The sequence below is a fragment of the Saccharopolyspora sp. NPDC000995 genome, from assembly GCF_053599315.1.
This window is the reverse complement of record NZ_JBSFLZ010000028.1, coordinates 21951-38814: the sequence shown is the minus strand read 5'-3', so window position 1 is coordinate 38814 and position 16864 is coordinate 21951. Positions and strand designations below refer to the sequence as shown.

The 16864-nt window shown below is 69.7% G+C and carries 19 protein-coding genes; 8 read left to right on the top strand and 11 right to left on the bottom strand.

Going from position 1 to position 16864, the window contains the following annotated elements; translation table 11 throughout:
• Positions 1–3 precede the first annotated feature (3 nt).
• The gene (gene purQ, locus ACWDKQ_RS12645; protein ID WP_450138883.1) at positions 4–681 is read right to left on the bottom strand and encodes a phosphoribosylformylglycinamidine synthase subunit PurQ; all 678 of its coding nucleotides are present in this window, start codon (positions 679–681) and stop codon (positions 4–6) included.
• Positions 678–917 (bottom strand): phosphoribosylformylglycinamidine synthase subunit PurS, encoded by a 240-nt coding sequence (purS, locus tag ACWDKQ_RS12640; protein WP_450138882.1) that lies wholly within the window; start codon positions 915–917, stop codon positions 678–680. The genes purQ and purS overlap by 4 nt, the downstream gene beginning before the upstream one ends.
• Positions 918–1179: 262 nt before the next feature.
• Here purS and ACWDKQ_RS12635 point away from each other — a divergent pair, with 262 nt between their 5' ends.
• Positions 1180–1581 (top strand): hypothetical protein, encoded by a 402-nt coding sequence (locus ACWDKQ_RS12635; RefSeq protein ID WP_450138881.1) that lies wholly within the window; start codon positions 1180–1182, stop codon positions 1579–1581.
• A gap of 64 nt (positions 1582–1645) precedes the next feature.
• On the opposite strand, the gene ACWDKQ_RS12630 is transcribed toward ACWDKQ_RS12635, so the two are convergent.
• Positions 1646–1996: a hypothetical protein gene (locus ACWDKQ_RS12630; protein ID WP_450138880.1), complete on the bottom strand. Its 351-nt coding sequence runs from the start codon at positions 1994–1996 to the stop codon at positions 1646–1648.
• 151 nt (positions 1997–2147) lie between these two features.
• Here ACWDKQ_RS12630 and ACWDKQ_RS12625 point away from each other — a divergent pair, with 151 nt between their 5' ends.
• A complete protein-coding gene (locus ACWDKQ_RS12625) occupies positions 2148–2783 on the top strand; it encodes an MBL fold metallo-hydrolase (protein ID WP_450138879.1) in 636 nt (211 codons plus the stop codon).
• A gap of 123 nt (positions 2784–2906) precedes the next feature.
• On the opposite strand, the gene ACWDKQ_RS12620 is transcribed toward ACWDKQ_RS12625, so the two are convergent.
• Both ACWDKQ_RS12620 and ACWDKQ_RS12615 read right to left on the bottom strand, forming a co-directional pair.
• Complete coding sequence (locus ACWDKQ_RS12620) at positions 2907–3617, bottom strand: DUF2334 domain-containing protein (RefSeq protein WP_450138878.1); 711 nt, start codon at positions 3615–3617, stop codon at positions 2907–2909.
• Positions 3618–3838: 221 nt separating this feature from the next.
• On the bottom strand, positions 3839–4732 hold the full coding sequence (locus ACWDKQ_RS12615; RefSeq protein WP_450138877.1) for a phosphoribosylaminoimidazolesuccinocarboxamide synthase: 894 nt from the start codon (positions 4730–4732) through the stop codon (positions 3839–3841).
• A 99-nt stretch (positions 4733–4831) separates the two neighbouring features.
• Between ACWDKQ_RS12615 and ACWDKQ_RS12610 the strand changes: the two genes are divergently transcribed.
• A complete protein-coding gene (locus ACWDKQ_RS12610) occupies positions 4832–5482 on the top strand; it encodes a TenA family protein (RefSeq protein ID WP_450138876.1) in 651 nt (216 codons plus the stop codon).
• A 358-nt stretch (positions 5483–5840) separates the two neighbouring features.
• Here ACWDKQ_RS12610 and purB read toward each other — a convergent pair whose 3' ends face one another.
• Positions 5841–7274: an adenylosuccinate lyase gene (purB, locus tag ACWDKQ_RS12605; protein ID WP_450138899.1), complete on the bottom strand. Its 1434-nt coding sequence runs from the start codon at positions 7272–7274 to the stop codon at positions 5841–5843.
• A gap of 215 nt (positions 7275–7489) precedes the next feature.
• Complete coding sequence (locus tag ACWDKQ_RS12600) at positions 7490–7840, bottom strand: pyridoxal-phosphate dependent enzyme (protein WP_450138875.1); 351 nt, start codon at positions 7838–7840, stop codon at positions 7490–7492.
• 416 nt (positions 7841–8256) lie between these two features.
• On the opposite strand from ACWDKQ_RS12600, the gene ACWDKQ_RS12595 reads away from it, so the two are divergent.
• The 3 genes from ACWDKQ_RS12595 (at position 8257) to ACWDKQ_RS12585 (ending at position 11904) form a co-directional block, all read left to right on the top strand.
• Positions 8257–8523 carry a hypothetical protein gene (locus ACWDKQ_RS12595; RefSeq protein WP_450138874.1) on the top strand — a complete coding sequence of 89 codons (267 nt, stop codon included), beginning with the start codon at positions 8257–8259 and terminating at the stop codon, positions 8521–8523.
• 64 nt (positions 8524–8587) lie between these two features.
• Positions 8588–10153: an ABC transporter transmembrane domain-containing protein gene (locus ACWDKQ_RS12590; RefSeq protein ID WP_450138873.1), complete on the top strand. Its 1566-nt coding sequence runs from the start codon at positions 8588–8590 to the stop codon at positions 10151–10153.
• Positions 10150–11904: an ABC transporter ATP-binding protein gene (locus tag ACWDKQ_RS12585; protein ID WP_450138872.1), complete on the top strand. Its 1755-nt coding sequence runs from the start codon at positions 10150–10152 to the stop codon at positions 11902–11904. Before ACWDKQ_RS12590 ends, ACWDKQ_RS12585 begins: the two co-directional genes overlap by 4 nt.
• A gap of 198 nt (positions 11905–12102) precedes the next feature.
• Here ACWDKQ_RS12585 and ACWDKQ_RS12580 read toward each other — a convergent pair whose 3' ends face one another.
• The 4 genes from ACWDKQ_RS12580 to ACWDKQ_RS12565 form a co-directional block, all read right to left on the bottom strand.
• On the bottom strand, positions 12103–12687 hold the full coding sequence (locus tag ACWDKQ_RS12580; RefSeq protein WP_450138871.1) for a TetR/AcrR family transcriptional regulator: 585 nt from the start codon (positions 12685–12687) through the stop codon (positions 12103–12105).
• Between the two features lie 250 nt (positions 12688–12937).
• Positions 12938–13261, bottom strand: coding sequence for a DMT family transporter (locus tag ACWDKQ_RS12575; protein WP_450138870.1), 324 nt, complete (start codon positions 13259–13261; stop codon positions 12938–12940).
• A gap of 425 nt (positions 13262–13686) precedes the next feature.
• Positions 13687–14337 (bottom strand): hypothetical protein, encoded by a 651-nt coding sequence (locus tag ACWDKQ_RS12570; protein ID WP_450138869.1) that lies wholly within the window; start codon positions 14335–14337, stop codon positions 13687–13689.
• 14 nt (positions 14338–14351) lie between these two features.
• Entirely contained in the window at positions 14352–14867 is a 516-nt protein-coding gene (locus tag ACWDKQ_RS12565; protein ID WP_450138868.1) for a SigE family RNA polymerase sigma factor, read from the bottom strand.
• 169 nt (positions 14868–15036) lie between these two features.
• On the opposite strand from ACWDKQ_RS12565, the gene ACWDKQ_RS12560 reads away from it, so the two are divergent.
• Positions 15037–16059 (top strand): threonine aldolase family protein, encoded by a 1023-nt coding sequence (locus tag ACWDKQ_RS12560; protein WP_450138867.1) that lies wholly within the window; start codon positions 15037–15039, stop codon positions 16057–16059.
• Between the two features lie 138 nt (positions 16060–16197).
• The gene (locus ACWDKQ_RS12555; RefSeq protein WP_450138866.1) at positions 16198–16797 is read left to right on the top strand and encodes an HAD family hydrolase; all 600 of its coding nucleotides are present in this window, start codon (positions 16198–16200) and stop codon (positions 16795–16797) included.
• Positions 16798–16864: the final 67 nt, after the last annotated feature.

Sequence of the window (16864 nt, the reverse complement as noted above, 5' to 3'; positions counted from 1 at the left end):
TGCTCACGCTGCCACCAGTGCATCCAGAACGGACAGGAACATGCCGAGGCCGTCGTCGGTGGGGCCGGTCAGGGCATCGATGGCGTGCTCCGGGTGCGGCATCATGCCCGCGACCCGCCCGCGCGCGTCGGTGATGCCCGCGATGTCGCGCTGCGAACCGTTCGGGTTCTCGCCCGCGTAGCGCAACAGCACCCGGCCTTCGCCTTCGAGCTCGTCGAGGACGGCCTCATCGGCCATGTAGTTGCCCTCGCCGTGCTTGATCGGGATCAGCAGCTCGGCTCCCGCGTCGTAGCGGGTGGTCCAGGCGCTGCTGTTGTTCTCCACCTTCAACCACTGGTCGCGGCAGACGTAGTGCAGGCCCGCGTTGCGGGTCAGCACTCCGGGCAGCAGCCCGGACTCGCACAAGATCTGGAAGCCGTTGCACACCCCGAGCACCGGCATGCCCTTGCGCGCGGCCTCGACGACCTCGGTCATCACCGGGGCGAACTTGGCGATCGCGCCGCAGCGCAGGTAGTCGCCGTAGGAGAAGCCGCCGGGCACGACCACCGCGTCCACGCCCTTCAGGTCGTGGTCGGCGTGCCAGAGGGCGACCGATTCGGCACCGGCGCGGCGCACCGCGCGAGCGGCATCGACGTCGTCGAGGGTGCCGGGGAAAGTGATCACGCCGATCTTCGCGGTCATGCTTCCACCCGGCGGACGGTCCAGTCCTCGATGACCGGGTTGGCCAGCAACGTCTCGGCGATCTTGGCGAGCGTGTCGTCGTCGACGTCGTCGTCGACCTCCAGCTCGAACCGCTTCCCCTGGCGGACTTCGGTGATGCCGTCGAAACCGAGACGGGGCAGCGCGTTGGCCACCGCCTGTCCCTGCGGATCGAGGATTTCCTGCTTCGGCATGACGTCGACAACGACTCGGGCCACGGGTGCTGCTCCCGGTTTCCGTGCAGATCCGCCGGGACCCCGGCGGATGGCCAGCAGTACCGCCAAAGGGTAACTGAGCTGGGAGTTCACTCGTCGCGGCAGGGGCCGCGGTTGCGGCGTGGCTCACCACCGGCGTGCTCACACGTGTCTTGCGTCACATTTTCGCAGATTGTCTAAACCTTTGGGTCGTTCGGCCGTCTATATGTCCGGGAACCAAAACCCCTGCGTAAATCGCAGGGTTATCTAGGGGGAACGCATACCCATGCGCACATTCAAGACGCTGCTGGCGGCCGGTCTGCTCACCGGCCTCGCGCTGACCACCACCGTTTCGGCGATTGCCGCTCCGAGCTCCGCGCCGGCGGCCGCAGCGCCGGCGGAACCGCTGCTGACCGCCGACAAGGCGCAGGTCCGGGCGGGCAACACACTGGTCCTGCGGCTGGAGCACGGCTCCGAGGGGGTCAACTGGATCTCGTCGGCGGCGTTCGTGCGCAACGAGGCCCACCCGTTCGGCGCGGACGAGGGCCTGGCCCAGGTCGTGAACGACCGCGACGGCCACGCCGAGGCAGTGGCCACCATCGCGGACGTCCCGCCGGGCGAGTACGACGTGCACACCCGCATCGGCGGCGGCGCCGGACCGACGATGAAGATCACCGTCACCAAGTGACCCACCCCTCCAAGGGTTGAGCGAGGGGCACCCACGACCCGGCAACCCGGGGCACGGGTGCCCCTCACCCTTGGAAGTTCAGCTGATCGCGTAAGGCGTTCACCGCTAGCGTGAACGGTCGGATTGCCGGGTCCGTGGAGGGCAGGGTTCCGGTATGCGGATCTTGGTACTGGGCGGGACGGTCTTCCTCGGTCACGCGGTGGCCGCCGAGGCGGTTCGACGCGGGCATGACGTCGTCTGCGCGGCCCGCAGCACGAACGGCGGCATTCCCGACGGCGCGACGCTCGCGCCGGTGGATCGGGAGCAGGGCCTGGACACGCTCTCCGGAGAGCGGTTCGATGCGGTCGTCGACGTGGCGCGAAACTACCGGTGGGTGCGGGAAGCGCTCGACGTCCTCGGTGCGAAGGCCGGGCACTGGACGTTCGTGTCCACCATCAACGCCTATGCGGACACCAGAACGACCGGCCAGGGCACCGACACCCCCTCGAAGGACGCGGTCGGGCTTCCGCCGGGGGCGGGTAGGTCGTGGAAGAGTGGAGTTGCCGGCCCAGCTAGGAGGAAACACCGTGCAGATCACCCACTTCGGACATGCCTGCGTGCTGATCGAGACCGACTCGGCGCGGCTGCTCATCGACCCCGGCAAGTTCGCCGCGGACTTCGAGGACCTCCGGGACCTCGACGCCGTGCTGATCACGCACCAGCACTTCGACCACCTGGACCTCGACCGGCTGCCCGCCCTGCTCTCAGCCAACCCGGACGCCCGCCTGGTCGTCGACCCGGGTTCGGCGTCGGCGGTCGCCGAGAAGGGGCTGGCGGCGACGACCGCACGGCCTGGCGAGTCGCTGGAGTTGAGTGGCGCGGCGATCAACGTCGTCGGCGGCACCCACGCCGTGATCCACCCGGACATCCCAGTCATCGACAACATCGGGTACGTCGTCGACCACGGCGCCTTCTACCACCCCGGCGACTCGTTCTTCGTGCCCGAGCAGCGGATCGACGTGCTCGGCGTGCCGACCGGGGCACCGTGGCTGAAGCTCTCCGAAGCGGTCGACTTCCTGCGCGCGGTGGCGCCGCGTGCGGCGGTGCCGATCCACGAAGCGGTGCTGGCGATGCCGCAGATGCACTACCGCATGTTCGAACAGCTCGGCCCGAAGGACACCGCCGTCGAGGTCCTGCCCAAGGGCACCCAGACCGCACTGTGACCCACCTGCGGCCCGCTTCGTGCTCACACGGTTCCCGTCCCTCGTCCGCTGGGATTGCTGCCCTGACGAAAACCAGCATCGGGCCCACCGTGCGGCGGCCCTAAAGGTCGGCTGAAGGGGTTCTCATCCGCTTCCGAGGTGCGCCGACCCGCGGGCGAACGAGGCATATGTGACCGGTCGGGCGCCGTGGTGCAGCGCCAGGTCGATGGCGTCGAGCACCGCCTGCCGAGCACCCGGTTTCCGCAGCTCAGCGGCGTCCAGTGCGAGCCGGACCAACTGGCCGCGCCTGGCCGCCCGCCCGACCCCCAGCACGAGCGCCCGGCACCACCACGGCTCGATCGGCTCGCCCGGTCCCAGCACCCGGATCCGCGCCCGGTGCACCCTTGCGGTCGCGAGTTCGCGGACCGCCATCGCGTCCGCGCAGACCGAGAAGCCGCGCCGCTGCAACGCGGTGACCGTGCCGGGCGAGCCGAGCCAGCGCGGCGGGATGAAGGTGTTCGTCCGCAATCCGGATTGCTCCAGCACGGCCGACGCGGCGGCCAGCCGGAGCCCGGCTTCGTGCGCCGGAAGCCGAGCGGGCGCGAGGCGGGCGCGCAGGCCCGGGGACACCCGGGCGAAGCCGTGCAGGCTGACGGCATCGCGCCGCGCCAGGCGCTCCGCAACCCAGTGCAGCACCGGGGACTGCGGGCTACGGGCTTCGCGATGATCGGGGTGCGGCGAGATCAGCAGGGACAACGGAACCTGGCGGCTGTCCAGTGCGGCGGCGAAATCCACGCACTGGTCCAGCACCCGGAGACCGAGGCCCGACAACGACACGACGAGCGGCGTGCTCACGGTCCCTCATTCCGCCTGGCCAGGGTGTCCACGACCTGACCGCCAGGTGTCGCCCCGGCGCAAATTTGGCGAAACTCCACATCGCCCACTTTCGGCACGCCCCGGCATGTCGGGACGCCGACACGCCGACGCATTCCCCTGCTGAGTGAAAGCAACCGACCGCTGAAGTCCCAGCGGTCGCAGCTTCGGGAGAAATCACGCCCCGGCCGGGTGGCTCCGGCTTACTCCGCAGGGGCGAGCCAGTCGGCGAAGGACCGGCCGGTGATCCGCTCGTAGGCCTCGACGTAGCGGGCGCGGGTGGCGTCGACGACGTCGTCCGGCAGCGGAGGCGGCGGGGTGTCGGCCACGCGGTCCCACCCGGACGCGGGCGAGGTCAGCCAGTTGCGCACGAACTGCTTGTCGAACGACGCCTGAACCTTGCCGGGCTCGTACCCGTCGGCCGGCCAGTACCTCGACGAGTCGGGTGTGAGCACCTCGTCGCCGAGCACCAGCGAACCGTCGCTAGCAAGGCCGAATTCGAACTTCGTGTCCGCCAGGATCACCCCGCGCCCGCGCGTGTGCTCCGCCGCCTGCCGGTACACCCGCAGCGTCAGGTCGCGCAACTCCGCGGCGCGCTCCGCGCCCAGCTGCGCGGCGACCGCTTCGAAGCTCACGTTCTCGTCGTGCTCGCCGATCTCGGCCTTGGTCGCCGGGGTGAAGATCGGCTCGGGCAGCTCGGACGCCTCGGTGAGCCCGGCCGGCAGCTGCACACCGCACACCGCGCCGGTGCGCTGGTAGTCGGCGAGCCCGGAGCCGGTGAGGTAGCCGCGCGCCACGCACTCCACCGGCAGCATCTCCAGCCGCTTCACCAGCAGGGCCCTGCCACGTACCTCGGCGGGGATGCGCGGGTCGTCGGCGGTGACCAGGTGGTTCGGCGTCACGTCGGCGAGCAGCTCGAACCAGAAGACGCTCATCGCGGTCAGCACCCGGCCCTTGTCGGGGATGGGGGTGTCGAGCACGTGGTCGTACGCCGAAATGCGGTCAGAGGCGACCAGCAGCAGGTGTTCGTCGTCCACGGCGTGCAGCTGGCGAACCTTGCCTGCCGCGATCTGGGGGTAATCGGCGAGTGCAACCACGTGCTGATTGTCTCGCACCGGGCCCCGGGTGCTCACACACGGGCGGTGGTAAGAACCCGACGTGGGGCGTCCGTACCAGCCCGAGCACAGGAGGAATTCGTGACCGAGACATTCACCGACTGGCTCCGCCAGCGCAGCGAGCCCGACTGGACCGCGGTCATCACGCACCCGTTCACCCGGGGCGTGTTCGACGGGCTGGTGCCGGTCGAGTCGATGCGCTCCTACCTGGTGCAGGACTACCAGTTCGTCGACGACTTCCTGGCACTGCTCGGTTCCGCGCTGGCGAAGGCCGACCGCTACTCATCGCGGCTAGCGATCGCGGGCAGCATCGCCGTGGTCACCAGCGAGGAGACCACCTATTTCCAGCGCGCTTTCGACGCGTTGGGCGTCGGCGAGGCGGACCGGGTGCGTCCGAGGCTGGACGAGGCGACCGTGGCGTTCCGGGAGCTGATGACCGACACCAACGCGCACGGCAGCTACGCCGAGGTGTTGACAGTGCTGACCGTCGCGGAGTGGACCTACCTGGAGTGGGCGATGCGCGCGCCGGCCGCGCTGCCGGAGAACTTCGTGCACGCCGAGTGGATCACGCTGCACAACAACCCGGACTTCCAGTCCTGGGTCCGGTGGCTGTGCCGAGAACTGGACCGGGTGGGCGCGGACCTCGACGAGCGCGACCGGGCCCGCTGCCTGCGCCTGTTCCAGCACGCGACCCGCTGCGAACTCGACTTCTTCAACACCCACTGGCCGTGACGGCAGGCTTTCGGAAGTTCGTCTTGCCCAGTGGCGCATCCTCGCGGGCCGGTGTGGAGCGAAACGGCCTGTTTGCCTCATTAGGCGAGGTGAACGTCCGTTCGCTGCATCCACCGCGACGCTGGATCCGGACCACCCTCGCAGCTCGCACCGCCGCAGGTTCGCAGCGGCCTTCTCGCGAGGACAGCCCGGACTGTCGCCGACGGGTGAATTCTCGGCCGTCGTTGACACCGGACGCCGCGGACATACACAAGTCCGGCATCCCACAGCCGAGAAGGCCGCTGAGGTTCCGCTACCCGCACCGCAACGCATGAATAGGTTGGAGGCGCTCGATGGAAATTGCGGGCCCCGGGCGACGTCAGAGGATGTCGGCGGGGCGGTAGGCGGCGGCCTCCGGGTGGCGGGCCGTGATCTTCTCGATCCGCCCGACGATGTCACCGACCTGGGCGGCTGCCGCGCCGGTGAAGGCGAGGCGGTCCGCCAACAGGGCGTCCAGCTGGGCGCGGTCCAGCGGCAGCCGGTCGTCGGCCGCGAGCCGGTCCAGCAGGTCGTTGCGCTCCGCGCCCTGCTCGCGCATGGCCAGCGCGACCGCGACCGCGTTCTCCTTGATCGTCTCGTGCGCGGTCTCCCGGCCGACACCTGCCCGCACCGCCGCCATCAGCACCTTCGTGGTGGCCAGGAATGGCAGGTAGCGGTCGAGCTCGCGGGCGACCACCGCCGGGAACGCGCCGAACTCGTCGAGCACGGTCAGGAACGTCTCCAGCAGGCCGTCGAAGGCGAAGAACGCGTCCTGCAGCGCCACCCGGCGCACCACGGAGCAGGACACGTCGCCCTCGTTCCACTGGTCGCCAGCCAGCTCGCCGACCATCGACACGTAGCCGCGCAGCACCACCGCGAGGCCGTTGACCCGCTCGCAGGACCTGGTGTTCATCTTGTGCGGCATCGCGCTGGAGCCGACCTGCCCCGGTTTGAAGCCCTCGGTCACCAGTTCGTGCCCGGCCATCAGCCGGATCGTGGTGGCCACGTTGGACGGTGCGGCGGCGAGCTGGGCGAGCGCGGTGAGCACCTCGAAGTCCAGCGAGCGCGGGTAGACCTGGCCGACGCTGGTCAGCGTGCTGCCGAAGTCGAGGTGTCCAGCCACGCGGCGCTCCAGCTCGGTGAGCTTCTCCGGGTCGCCGCCGAGCAGGTCGAGCATGTCCTGCGCGGTGCCGACCGGTCCCTTGATGCCGCGCAGCGGGTAGCGCGCGAGCAGCTCCTCCACGCGGTGGAAGGCGACGAGCAGCTCGTCGGCGGCGGTGGCGAAGCGCTTGCCGAGCGTGGTTGCCTGGGCGGCGACGTTGTGCGAGCGACCGGCCATGACGAGCTCGCCGTACTCGCCGGCGAGCCTTCCCAGCCGCGCCAGGACGGCGACCGTGCGGTCGCGGACGAGCTCCAGGCTGCGGCGGACCTGCAGCTGTTCGACGTTCTCGGTCAGGTCCCGGGAGGTCATGCCCTTGTGGATCTGCTCGTGGCCAGCGAGGGCGTTGAACTCCTCGATGCGGGCCTTGACGTCGTGGCGGGTGACGCGCTCGCGGGCGGCGATTGAGTCGAGGTCGACCTGCTCCAGCACACGCTCGTAGTCGGCGACCGCCTGCGCGGGGACGTCGATGCCGAGGTCGGCCTGGGCGCGCAGCACTGCGAGCCAGAGCTTGCGCTCTAGGACGATCTTGTGCTGCGGGGACCACAGCTCGACCAGTTCGGGCGAGGCGTAGCGGGCGGCGAGGACGTTCGGGATGCTGGGCTTGACCGTCACGAACAGCCAGGATACCGGCGGGGTGTCGCCGCCCGGCTCACCCGGTCGCGCCATGCCGGAAGCCGCAACTGACAACGCGTGGGACTTGCGGGCAGGTGGACGACACCTCCGCAGACAGGAGTTTCAATTGAAACTGCGGTCTCCCGGTCTCCCAGCACCAGTTTCGATTGAAACTGCGGGACACCTGGTGCCGTTCGCCCTTCACCCCGTCCGGGTCAGTGCAGCGTGAGCTCGGGTTGGCCGCGAGCACGTCGAGCTGCTCGAAGCCGGGCGCTTCGTCTGGTCCTGCTGGTCGGGCTGCGTAGCCGGCGAGCGCACCACCGGCATTGCCCGCGGACGGCGCGGCGACGACCCTCGCGCCGAGTTCCCGCGCGCGCGGGAACCGCAGCCACCATGCCCCGCGCTTTGAAACTGCCGGTCGGGTTCTGGGCTCCGTCCTTGATGCGCAGGTCGGCGATGCCGAGCTCGGCGGCGAGCCGCGGCGCGGCCAGCAGCGGGGTGAAGCCTTCGCCGAGGCTGACGATGTTCTCCTCGTGCGGATCGGCAAGACCTCGCGATACCGCCACATGGTGGGTTCGCGCCCTTGGAGGTCGTGTGCGGGCAAAGCGACACGTTCGCCAGGTCGGAGCGCCAGCAGAGCGCTTTCCCGCATTTCGCGCACAACCCGCGCAGTACGTCCGGGCCGCAGGTCTGTCCGCAGTCGGTGCATTCGAGGTGGGTGAGCGTGCTACCGGTGGGAGCCGCCAGGACCGCATCCTTCTCGGCACCCACCCATTCGGTCCAGCCCTGCACGTTCGGCGGCCGCTTCTGCACGTGGTCGGAACATTTCGGCAGGTAATCCCCGGAACGAGTCCGGAAATCCGCGTACGAAGGCGGACCGGTACATTAATCCAGAGCTAAATAATTCGACCCGCGCTGGACGGCGAGAAATTCCAACCATATCGTTGGGCCACCGAGTTGGCGCGAAAAAGGACTCGAACGGATGGTCATCGACGTGTTCGGCGATGAACGGCAGGGTCTCTTCTGGATTGTCGGCATGGGCCTGGCCGTGCGGCATGCCACCACCCTCCGCCCCGGCGCGGTGTACGCCGGGCAATCGATACCGTCTCTCTGCGGAGTTTCGGTGAAAGTTCCGCAGCCCACCCCGAGCGGCCGCGTGCCGAGCTCGAAACCGATCACCGACAAATGCCCGGGATGCTCGAGGGAAGCGACCGAGGCGAATTTTGTGGAAACGACCTGGGATTTCTGACCCCGGCGGGCGGCGGAAAATCGATCGCCACGGAGCGGCGGCGCGCACTACCGTTGAACGCGCCATGACTCCTAACAGTGCCAGTTCGCTCCGATTCCTGTCGTCCCTGCTGGTGCAGCGGCCGGGCTTGCTGACACTCGCGACGATTTCCGGCGCGTCGTGGATGCTGCCGACCGCCCTGATGCCGCTGGTCGTCGGCCGGGCGATCGACACCGGGATCCGCGGCGCCGACGGCGGCGCGCTGCTGCGCTGGGTGCTGGTCGTGCTGGCGCTCGGCGTCACACTGATGGTCGCCGCCGGCGTGCTGAGCTGGGCGGCGCACACGCTCTGGCTGCACGGCACGGCGGGCGCCCAGCGGATCGTGCTGAACCACGTGGTGGGCCTCGGTGCCACGCTGACCCGCAAGGTCCGGGCCGGTGAGGTGGTCACGGTCGGTGCGTCGGACGTCTTCCGCGTCGGCGGGTTGTTCGAGGTGATCGGTCGGGCGACCGGGTCGCTGGTTTCCTTCGCGGTCGCCGCGATCATGGTGCTGTGGATCTCGCCCGTAATGGGCGTAGTCGTGCTGATCGGCGTGCCGCTGGCGACCGTGGGCATCGGGCCGCTGCTGAACCCGCTGCGGCGCCGCAACGAGGCACAACGGGAGCAGTTGGCGCAGGTCAGCGCCCAGGCGTCGGACATCGTGTCGGGCCTGCGGATCCTGCGCGGCGTCGGCGGCGAGTCCCGCTTCCACGCGCGGTTCGTCGACGCCTCGCGGCGGGTCCGGGACGCCGGGATCGCCGCCGGGCGGCTCGAGGCGCTGCTTGCCGGTGCGGAGATCCTGCTGCCCGGTCTGGTCACGGTGCTGGTGACCTGGCTCGGCGCGCGGCTGGCGCTGGACGGCACCATCAGCGTCGGCGAGCTGGTCGCCTTCTACGGCGTGTCGGCGTTCCTGGTGATCCCGGTCCGCACCGCCACTGAAGCGGCCTACGCGTTGTCGGCCGGGCAAGTCGCGGCTGGTCGCATTCGTGCACTGTTGCGGCTGGAGCCCGAACCGGCGCCGCCAAAGCACCCGAAGTCGCTGCCGCCGGGCCCGCTGGGCCTGTTCGACGAAGCCACCGGGCTGCGGATACCGGCGGGCGAGCTGACCGTGATCGACGCTGGCGAGCAGGCGGAAGCCCTCGCCGAGCGCCTGGCCGACGAGGCGATCGCCGGTGGCGTGCCGCTGCGCGAGGTCGTACGGGACGAGGCGCGCCACCGAATCGTGTGGGCGCACAACCAAGACCTGCTGTTCGCCGGACCGGCGCGGGCCGAACTTGACCTGGAGTCCAGTGTGGACATCGACAGCGCGTTGCACGCGGCCGATGCGCACGACGTGATGTCCGCGCTGCCAGCAGAGGGGCTGCTGGACGAGCGCGCCCGCTCGCTGTCCGGCGGCCAGCGCCAGCGCTTGCTGCTCGCCCGCGCGTTGTGCGCGGACGCCGACGTGCTGATCCTCGACGAGCCAACCTCGGCAGTCGACGCGCACACCGAGGCACGGATCGCCGAGCGGGTCAGCGTATTCCGCCGGGGCCGCACCACGGTCGTGCTCAGCCAAAGTCCACTCTGGACAGCCGTGGCGGATCAGGTGAGGCGCGTGGGGGTCGGCGCATGACGACGAAGCTCCCGCTGGCGGACGGGATGGCGGTTCGCCGCTGGGTCTGGCAAACGCTCCTGATGCACCGCCGCCGGTTCGCCGCGATGATGCTGCTGTTAGGCCTGGCAACGCTGGTCGGGCTGATCGGCCCGCAGGTCCTCGGCAACCTCGTCGACTCGGTGATCACCGGCACCACCACCGGGCACGTCGACCTGCTCGCCGCGGCATTCCTGGTGGTACTCGTGACGCAGGCGCTGCTGACGCGCTCGGCCCGGCTGCGCGCGACGATGCTCGGCGAGCACCTGCTGGCGGAATCGCGCGAGAGCATGGTCGGCCACGCGCTGCGGCTGCCGCTGGGCACCGTCGAGGCGGCGGGCACCGGCGACCTGCTCAGCCGTGCCACCACGGACGTCGACCGGCTCGACTACACGATCCGCAACGCCGCGCCCGAAATCACCACCGCGCTGATCACGATCGTGCTGACCGGCGTCGCGATGATCGTCACCTCGCCGCTGCTCGCCTGCGGGATGCTGGTCGCCGTGCCGCTGATGGTCCTCAGCACGCGGTGGTACCTGCCGCGATCGCTGCCGAACATCCAGCAGATCGCGGAGTCCTGGTCGGAAGTCCAGTCGAGCACGCACGAATCCGTCGAGGGCGCGCGGACCATCGGGGCCTTGCTGCTGGCCGGGCGCCGCATCGCGCGCAACGAGCAGGTGCTGGGCCTGGCCCTGGAAGCCGAGAAGCGGCACCGGTTCCTGCTCACCGCGTGGCTGCCGTGCCTGGAGCTGTCGTACGTGCTGCCGATCGGCGCGATCCTGCTGATCGGCGGCTGGGCCTACCAGTCCGGGTTCGCCGAGCTCGGCACCATCATCACCGTCGTGCTCTACGCCCAGGCGATGTCTAACCCGTTCGACGAGCTGTTCATGTGGCTCGAAGAGCTGCAGACCGGGCACACGGCGCTGCAACGCATCCTCGGCGTCCGCGACGTCCCGGCGGCCGACGATGGCGACGCCCCGCGGCGCAACGGCGAGACGACGGGCCGCGACCTGTTGATCCGCGACGCGCGCTTCTCCTACCGGCAGGACCGGGAGGTGCTGCACGGCGTCGACCTCACGGTGCCCGCAGGGCAGCGGTTGGTCATCGTCGGTCCGTCCGGGGCCGGGAAGTCCACGCTCGGCCGGTTGATCGCCGGGATCAGCCGCCCGGACTCCGGGTCGGTCGCCTTCGGCAGCACCGAGATCACCGAGCTGGCCGCCGAGCTGCTGCGCCGCGAGGTGGTGCTGCTGACCCAGGAACAGCACGTGTTCGCCTGCACGCTGCGGGACAACCTCACCCTGCCGGACGGCGAGGCCTCCGACGACCAGCTGACCGACGCGCTCAAGACGGTCGGGCTGCTGGACTGGGTGGAAGCGCTGCCGGACGGGCTCGACACGGTCTTGGGCGCCGGCGGTCACGCGGTTCCGGCAGCCCGCGCGCAGCAGCTCGCGCTAGCCCGGGTGCTGCTGGCCGACCCGCACACCGTGGTCCTAGACGAAGCGACGTCCCTGCTGGACAACGCCACTTCACGGGACCTGGAGCGGGCGCTTTCGACGCTGTTGGCCGGGCGCACGGTGATCGCGATCGCGCACCGGCTGCACACCGCGCGCAATGCCGACAAGGTGGCCGTGATGGCGGAAGGCCGCATCGTCGAACTCGGCAGTCACGCGGAACTGCTCGCCGCCGACGGCTCGTACGCGCGGCTGTACCGGGTGGCTCAAAGAAGGTCTTGAAAGTGGTTTTCCGCAGCGAGGCGGGTAGCGGCTCTCCTGCGGGAGTTACCGTCGCCGTCTCGTGGGATCCCCGACATGATGTATGTCCACCCCGCACGTCGGGGCTGTCCCTGCGAGGCGACGTGCTGAGAATCCGCGGCGGTGCAAGCTGAGCCCCGCACCGAAAGCGCGGCAACCGCCGCTTGCGGGAGGAGCATCTCAGCCCAGCTGAGAACGCAGCATCCGCCGCGCCGCCGCGCGTGGATCGGGGTCGCTCTCGATCAGCGCATTCACCACCGCGCCGTCCACCAGCGCGATCAGTTCGAGCAGCCGCTCGCGGCTGACCTCCATGCCGCTGCGGGCGAAGATCTCCGCGAGCAGCTGGTGCAGTTCCGCGCTGAGCTCGCGCATCAGGGGAGCGAGGTAGGGGCGACGCGGTGAGCCGACCAGCCGCTCATACCGCAGCAGCACCGGTTCCGCGCCGCCGTCCCGCGACCCGATGCCCAGCAGCAGGTCCAGCAGCAGCTCGATCACGGCTTCGGTGCTGCGGGGACGCTCGGCGAGTTCGTCGAGCCGGGCCCGGCCGGTGGCCAGTTCCTGCCGCGACTCGTACTCGACGGCGGCGCTGATCAGGTCGTCCAGGGACGAGAAGTAGTAGGTGGTGGATGCCAGCGGGAGGCCGGCGCGCTCGGCGACCGCGCGGTGCCGCACCGCGTCGAAGCCGCCCTCGGCCAACAGCTGCGCGGCAGCCACCACCAATGCCTGCCGTCGCCGCTCGCCCTTCGGAGTACTGGCCGCTGTCATGTCTGCCGATCCTATGCGCCGCCGGGCATGACCCGGACATTTCGCAGAGCTGGTCCCGACCTCACGCTCGTGGCGAGCAGTTTGCCCGAAACTGCCCGCGAAACGTCGGGCACCCGGCCCTGAAATCGGTTTCAGTCCTCGTTCGTGTGGGATCTGGACGCCGTCGCCTCGCCCACCCGGGCCGGGTCGCGTTTTCGCGCGAAACGCCGCCCGTTCCCGGTGGGCACTTGGTTGGCGTCCACGAGCCCAGTCAGTGGCCGACGCCGGCGAGGTTCAGGCCGATCACACCCGCGACGATCAGCACGATCGAAACCAGCTTCATCACCGAGAAGCCGTCGCCGAGCCAGACCATGCCCACGATCGCCGTCAGCGCGGCGCCGATGCCGGTCCACACCGCGTACGCGGGGCCCGCGGGCAACTCGCGGACCGCGTACGCCAGGCCCGCGAAGCTGACAGCGGCCAGCACGAAGAAGGACACGGTCGGGATCAGGCGGCTGAAGCCGTGCGAGAGCTTCAGCGAGATCGCCCAACCCGCTTCGAACACTCCCGACACCATCAGAATGATCCAGGCCATCATCACTGGTCGCTCTTCCCTCGGTCCTGCAGCGAAACCACCCGCCGAATTTGGCTCAAACGTACCAATAATCTGGTACGAACGTACCGTTTGTGGTGATGGAAGACACCACAAACCGAACACAGCAGGCTAAGGAATACCGTTTCCGCAGGTCATCGCGCTTTAGAAGCTGCGCGCCGCACCTACGTAGCTTGCGCCGCCGCGGGTTCTCAGGCTGTGCCCACCCCGTCGGAGTCCTTGGCGAGGCCGACCCCAGCGCCGCGTAGGTCATGCCACCAGTCGGGGATCCCGGAGTCCAGACGGCGTATGAGGTTCTGCCGCCCGCACCGCTACGCAAACCAAGCCGGCAACAGCCTCAATCCGAAACCGCTCAAGGGAGGTGCGCAAGCGGAACCTGCTCACGCGCGGCGAGCAGGCAGAACCAGTCAGTACTGGGCGGCGAGGTCTCCTGCGATCGACGCGATCCGAGTGCCGTACGGCGCAGCAGGAGAACCGGCGTCCGGGGCGCTGAGCACGACGACCAACTTGCCGCTGCGTGCTTGGCGCACCGACTGCTCGGTGCCGTCCGGACGCCGCACATCGCCGGGCGTGGCCTGGTCCGGCGGCATCGCGCCCACCGGGCCGACGATCACCGTGACGCTGCCCGTCGCTGGCCCGTCGCGCAGCACGAACGAAGCCGTCTTCGAGCCGGACGGGCAGGGCTTGGCGGCGACCGGAGCCGTCCCGGCCGCCTCGGGCAACTGCCTGGTCGCCGCGTCCGCGAGCTGCGCGTCCGGCCCGCACCCCGAGCGGTCGCCCAGGACGCCCGGCCCGTCGAAGCGCGGGGAGCTCGACGCTGTCTCCGGCACCGATTTGCTCGCGACGTTGCTGGTCTCAGACTGCCCGAACAGGCCGGTGCCAAGGCCCACACCGCCCACCAGCACCGCTGCCGCGACGACCGTGCCCCCCACCGCCGCCATCCGCCGGCGCGCCGTGATGCGCCGCGAGGCCCGCGCCACGTCGTGCTCATCGAACGACGACGGAGGAACGGACTGCACCGAATCGCGAAACAGCTCTTCAAGCTTGCGCTCGTCCACCTACCCGCACCTCCTCACGCCGACCGCAGGTCGCCGAGCTCGTCGCCCAGCGCTTCCCGCAACGCCGCCAGCCCCCGGGCACACTGGCTCTTCACAGTTCCCTCGCTGCATCGCATGACGGCCGCCACCCCAGCGACGTCCAGCCCCTCCAGGAATCGCAGCACCAGCACCGCGCGCTGCTTCGGCGGGACCTTCTGCAGGCCTGCGAGCAGGGTCTGCTTGGTCGCCACCGCGTTGTCCACGTCCGGCGAATCCACCGGGCGATCCGGCAGCACCTCCGCAGCGCGCTCCCGCCGCCACGGCCGCCGGGACTCATCGATCAACGCGCGGGTCAACGTCCGGCGCACGTACGCGTCCAGCGCACCCTTGTCGCGAACCTTGCGCCAATGCCGGTGCAACGCAATGAAGGCGGTCTGCGCGAGATCATCCGCGCGGTGCCAGTCACCGCACATCATGTACGCCATTCGACGCACCGCCTCCCGCCGAGCCACGAAGTACTCCGCGAACTCCTTCTCTTCGCGCTGGTCCACGCGGAACTCTCCGCTCGTTTCGTGCCTGCATCTGTAGGACGGGATCGCCGACCCCAACCGTTGCACGCCCCGGTGCCGTCGCTCCACCCCGTGATTGATATCGCAGGCGCCGCATCCGTGTCCGCAGGGTTGTTGCCTTAACCCCATGTGGATGTGATGTGATCTATTTGTGACCAACACGGCACCGATCGACCTCCGCTCCGACACTGTCACGCGTCCCGACGAGCAGATGTCCGCGGCCATGGCCGCCGCGGAAGTCGGCGACGACGTGCTCGACCACGACCCGACGATGCGCGCGCTGGAAGAACGTGCCGCGCAGCTGCTCGGCACCACCGCAGCGCTGTGGGTGCCCAGCGGCACGATGGGCAACCTGATCGCGCTGATGCTGCACCTGAAACGCGGCGATCGGTTCCTCGCGCCGCGCGGCTCGCACGTGCTGCACCACGAGCTCGGCTCCGCCGCCTGGCTGGCTGGCGGCATGCCGGACCCGCTGGAATGGAGCGCCGGCCCGGGACGTCCAACAGCCGAGGCGGTGCGGGCTCAAGCCAACGTCGCCATGGGCTACGACAAGCTGAACACGACGCTGTTGTGCCTGGAGAACACGCACAACGGCGCGGGCGGCGCGGTGATTCCGCTGCACGAGCACGCCCAGCTGGCGGCGGCTGCGCGCGACAGCGGGCTGCGGGTCCACCTCGACGGGGCCAGGGTCTGGAACGCCTCGGTGGCGCTTGGCGTGCCGCCGGCCGCGCTGACCGTCGGCGTCGACACCGTGCAGGCATGCCTGAGCAAAGGGCTCGGCGCCCCCGTCGGTTCCGTCGTCGCAGGTAGCGAGGACTTCGTCGGGGAAGCCCGCCGGGTGCGCAAGATGCTCGGCGGCGGGGTCCGGCAGGGCGGCGTGCTGGCGGCGGCCGGACTCGTCGCCCTGGACCGGATCGACGCGCTCGCCGAGGACCACGAGAACGCCCGCGCGCTCGCCGAAGGACTGGCCGAGATCGGCTGGGACGTCACCCCGCCGCAGACCAACATCGTTCTTGCGGCGGTTCCCGATGTGCGGGTGACCCTGGAACGCTTGCACGCGGCGGGAGTGCGAGCGGTGCCGATGAGCGGACAGGTCCGGTTCGTGACGCACCGCGACGTGTCGACGGCCGACATCAAGGAAGCGCTCCGTAGGATCAGCGAATCGCGGATTTGATGTGCTTTATGGCACATCGACGACTGGCCCCGCCGGACGACGTCCGAGAACCCACGGCGGTGCAAGCTGCGTAGGTGACCTAAGCGGACTGCGCTTCAAAGATCAAGAACTGGTACTGAGCTCCAGTCTGGAGGACGCATGGTGCGCTGGGTCGTGTTCGACTACGGCGAGGTGATCAGCCGACGCACGACGGCGCTGCCCGCGATCGCGGCGCTGCTAGACGTAGATCAGCCGAAGTTCGAGGATGCCTACTTCGCCGAGCGCCTCGCCTACGACTGGGGCCTCCCCGACCTGGAGTACTGGCAAGCGGTGGCGGCGAGGCTGGGCAAGAGCGTTGACGCCGAACTGTCCGAGCGGCTGACCCGCACCGACGTCATCGGCTGGTCGGAGACCGAGCCGGAATCCGTGCAACTGCTGGAAGACCTGCACCGGCAGGGCGTCACGATGGCGGTTCTGTCGAACGCGCCGTCGTCGTTCGGGCGAGCGGCGGAGCAGACGAACTGGGCGCGGCTGTTCAAGCACCTGATCTTCTCGGGCGACCTGCGGCTGGCGAAGCCGGACGTGGGGATTTACCGGGCCCTGCTCGAAACGCTCGACGCCCCGGCGGAGAGGTGTCTGTTCTTCGACGACCGCCAGAAGAACGTGGACGGAGCCCGCGAAGCGGGCCTACACGCGGAGCGCTGGCAGGGCGCGGAAGCTGCCCGAGCCACCCTCCGAACCCACGGCGTCCTCCCCTGACCAGCGATCTTTCCCGAGCCAAGGGGTTCGACCCCCGATACCACAGCGCAAAGCCCTGCTTGGGAGT

Bases quoted from the DNA above. Each gene is read 5' to 3' on its own strand.
- purQ (WP_450138883.1), bottom strand. From the start codon at position 681: ATGACCGCGAAGATCGGCGTGATCACTTTCCCCGGCACCCTCGACGAC.
- ACWDKQ_RS12575 (WP_450138870.1), bottom strand. From the start codon at position 13,261: ATGGCCTGGATCATTCTGATGGTGTCGGGAGTGTTCGAAGCGGGTTGG.
- ACWDKQ_RS12580 (WP_450138871.1), bottom strand. From the start codon at position 12,687: ATGACAGCGGCCAGTACTCCGAAGGGCGAGCGGCGACGGCAGGCATTG.
- ACWDKQ_RS12595 (WP_450138874.1), top strand. From the start codon at position 8,257: ATGGTCATCGACGTGTTCGGCGATGAACGGCAGGGTCTCTTCTGGATT.
- ACWDKQ_RS12585 (WP_450138872.1), top strand. From the start codon at position 10,150: ATGACGACGAAGCTCCCGCTGGCGGACGGGATGGCGGTTCGCCGCTGG.
- ACWDKQ_RS12590 (WP_450138873.1), top strand. From the start codon at position 8,588: ATGACTCCTAACAGTGCCAGTTCGCTCCGATTCCTGTCGTCCCTGCTG.
- ACWDKQ_RS12635 (WP_450138881.1), top strand. From the start codon at position 1,180: ATGCGCACATTCAAGACGCTGCTGGCGGCCGGTCTGCTCACCGGCCTC.
- ACWDKQ_RS12555 (WP_450138866.1), top strand. From the start codon at position 16,198: ATGGTGCGCTGGGTCGTGTTCGACTACGGCGAGGTGATCAGCCGACGC.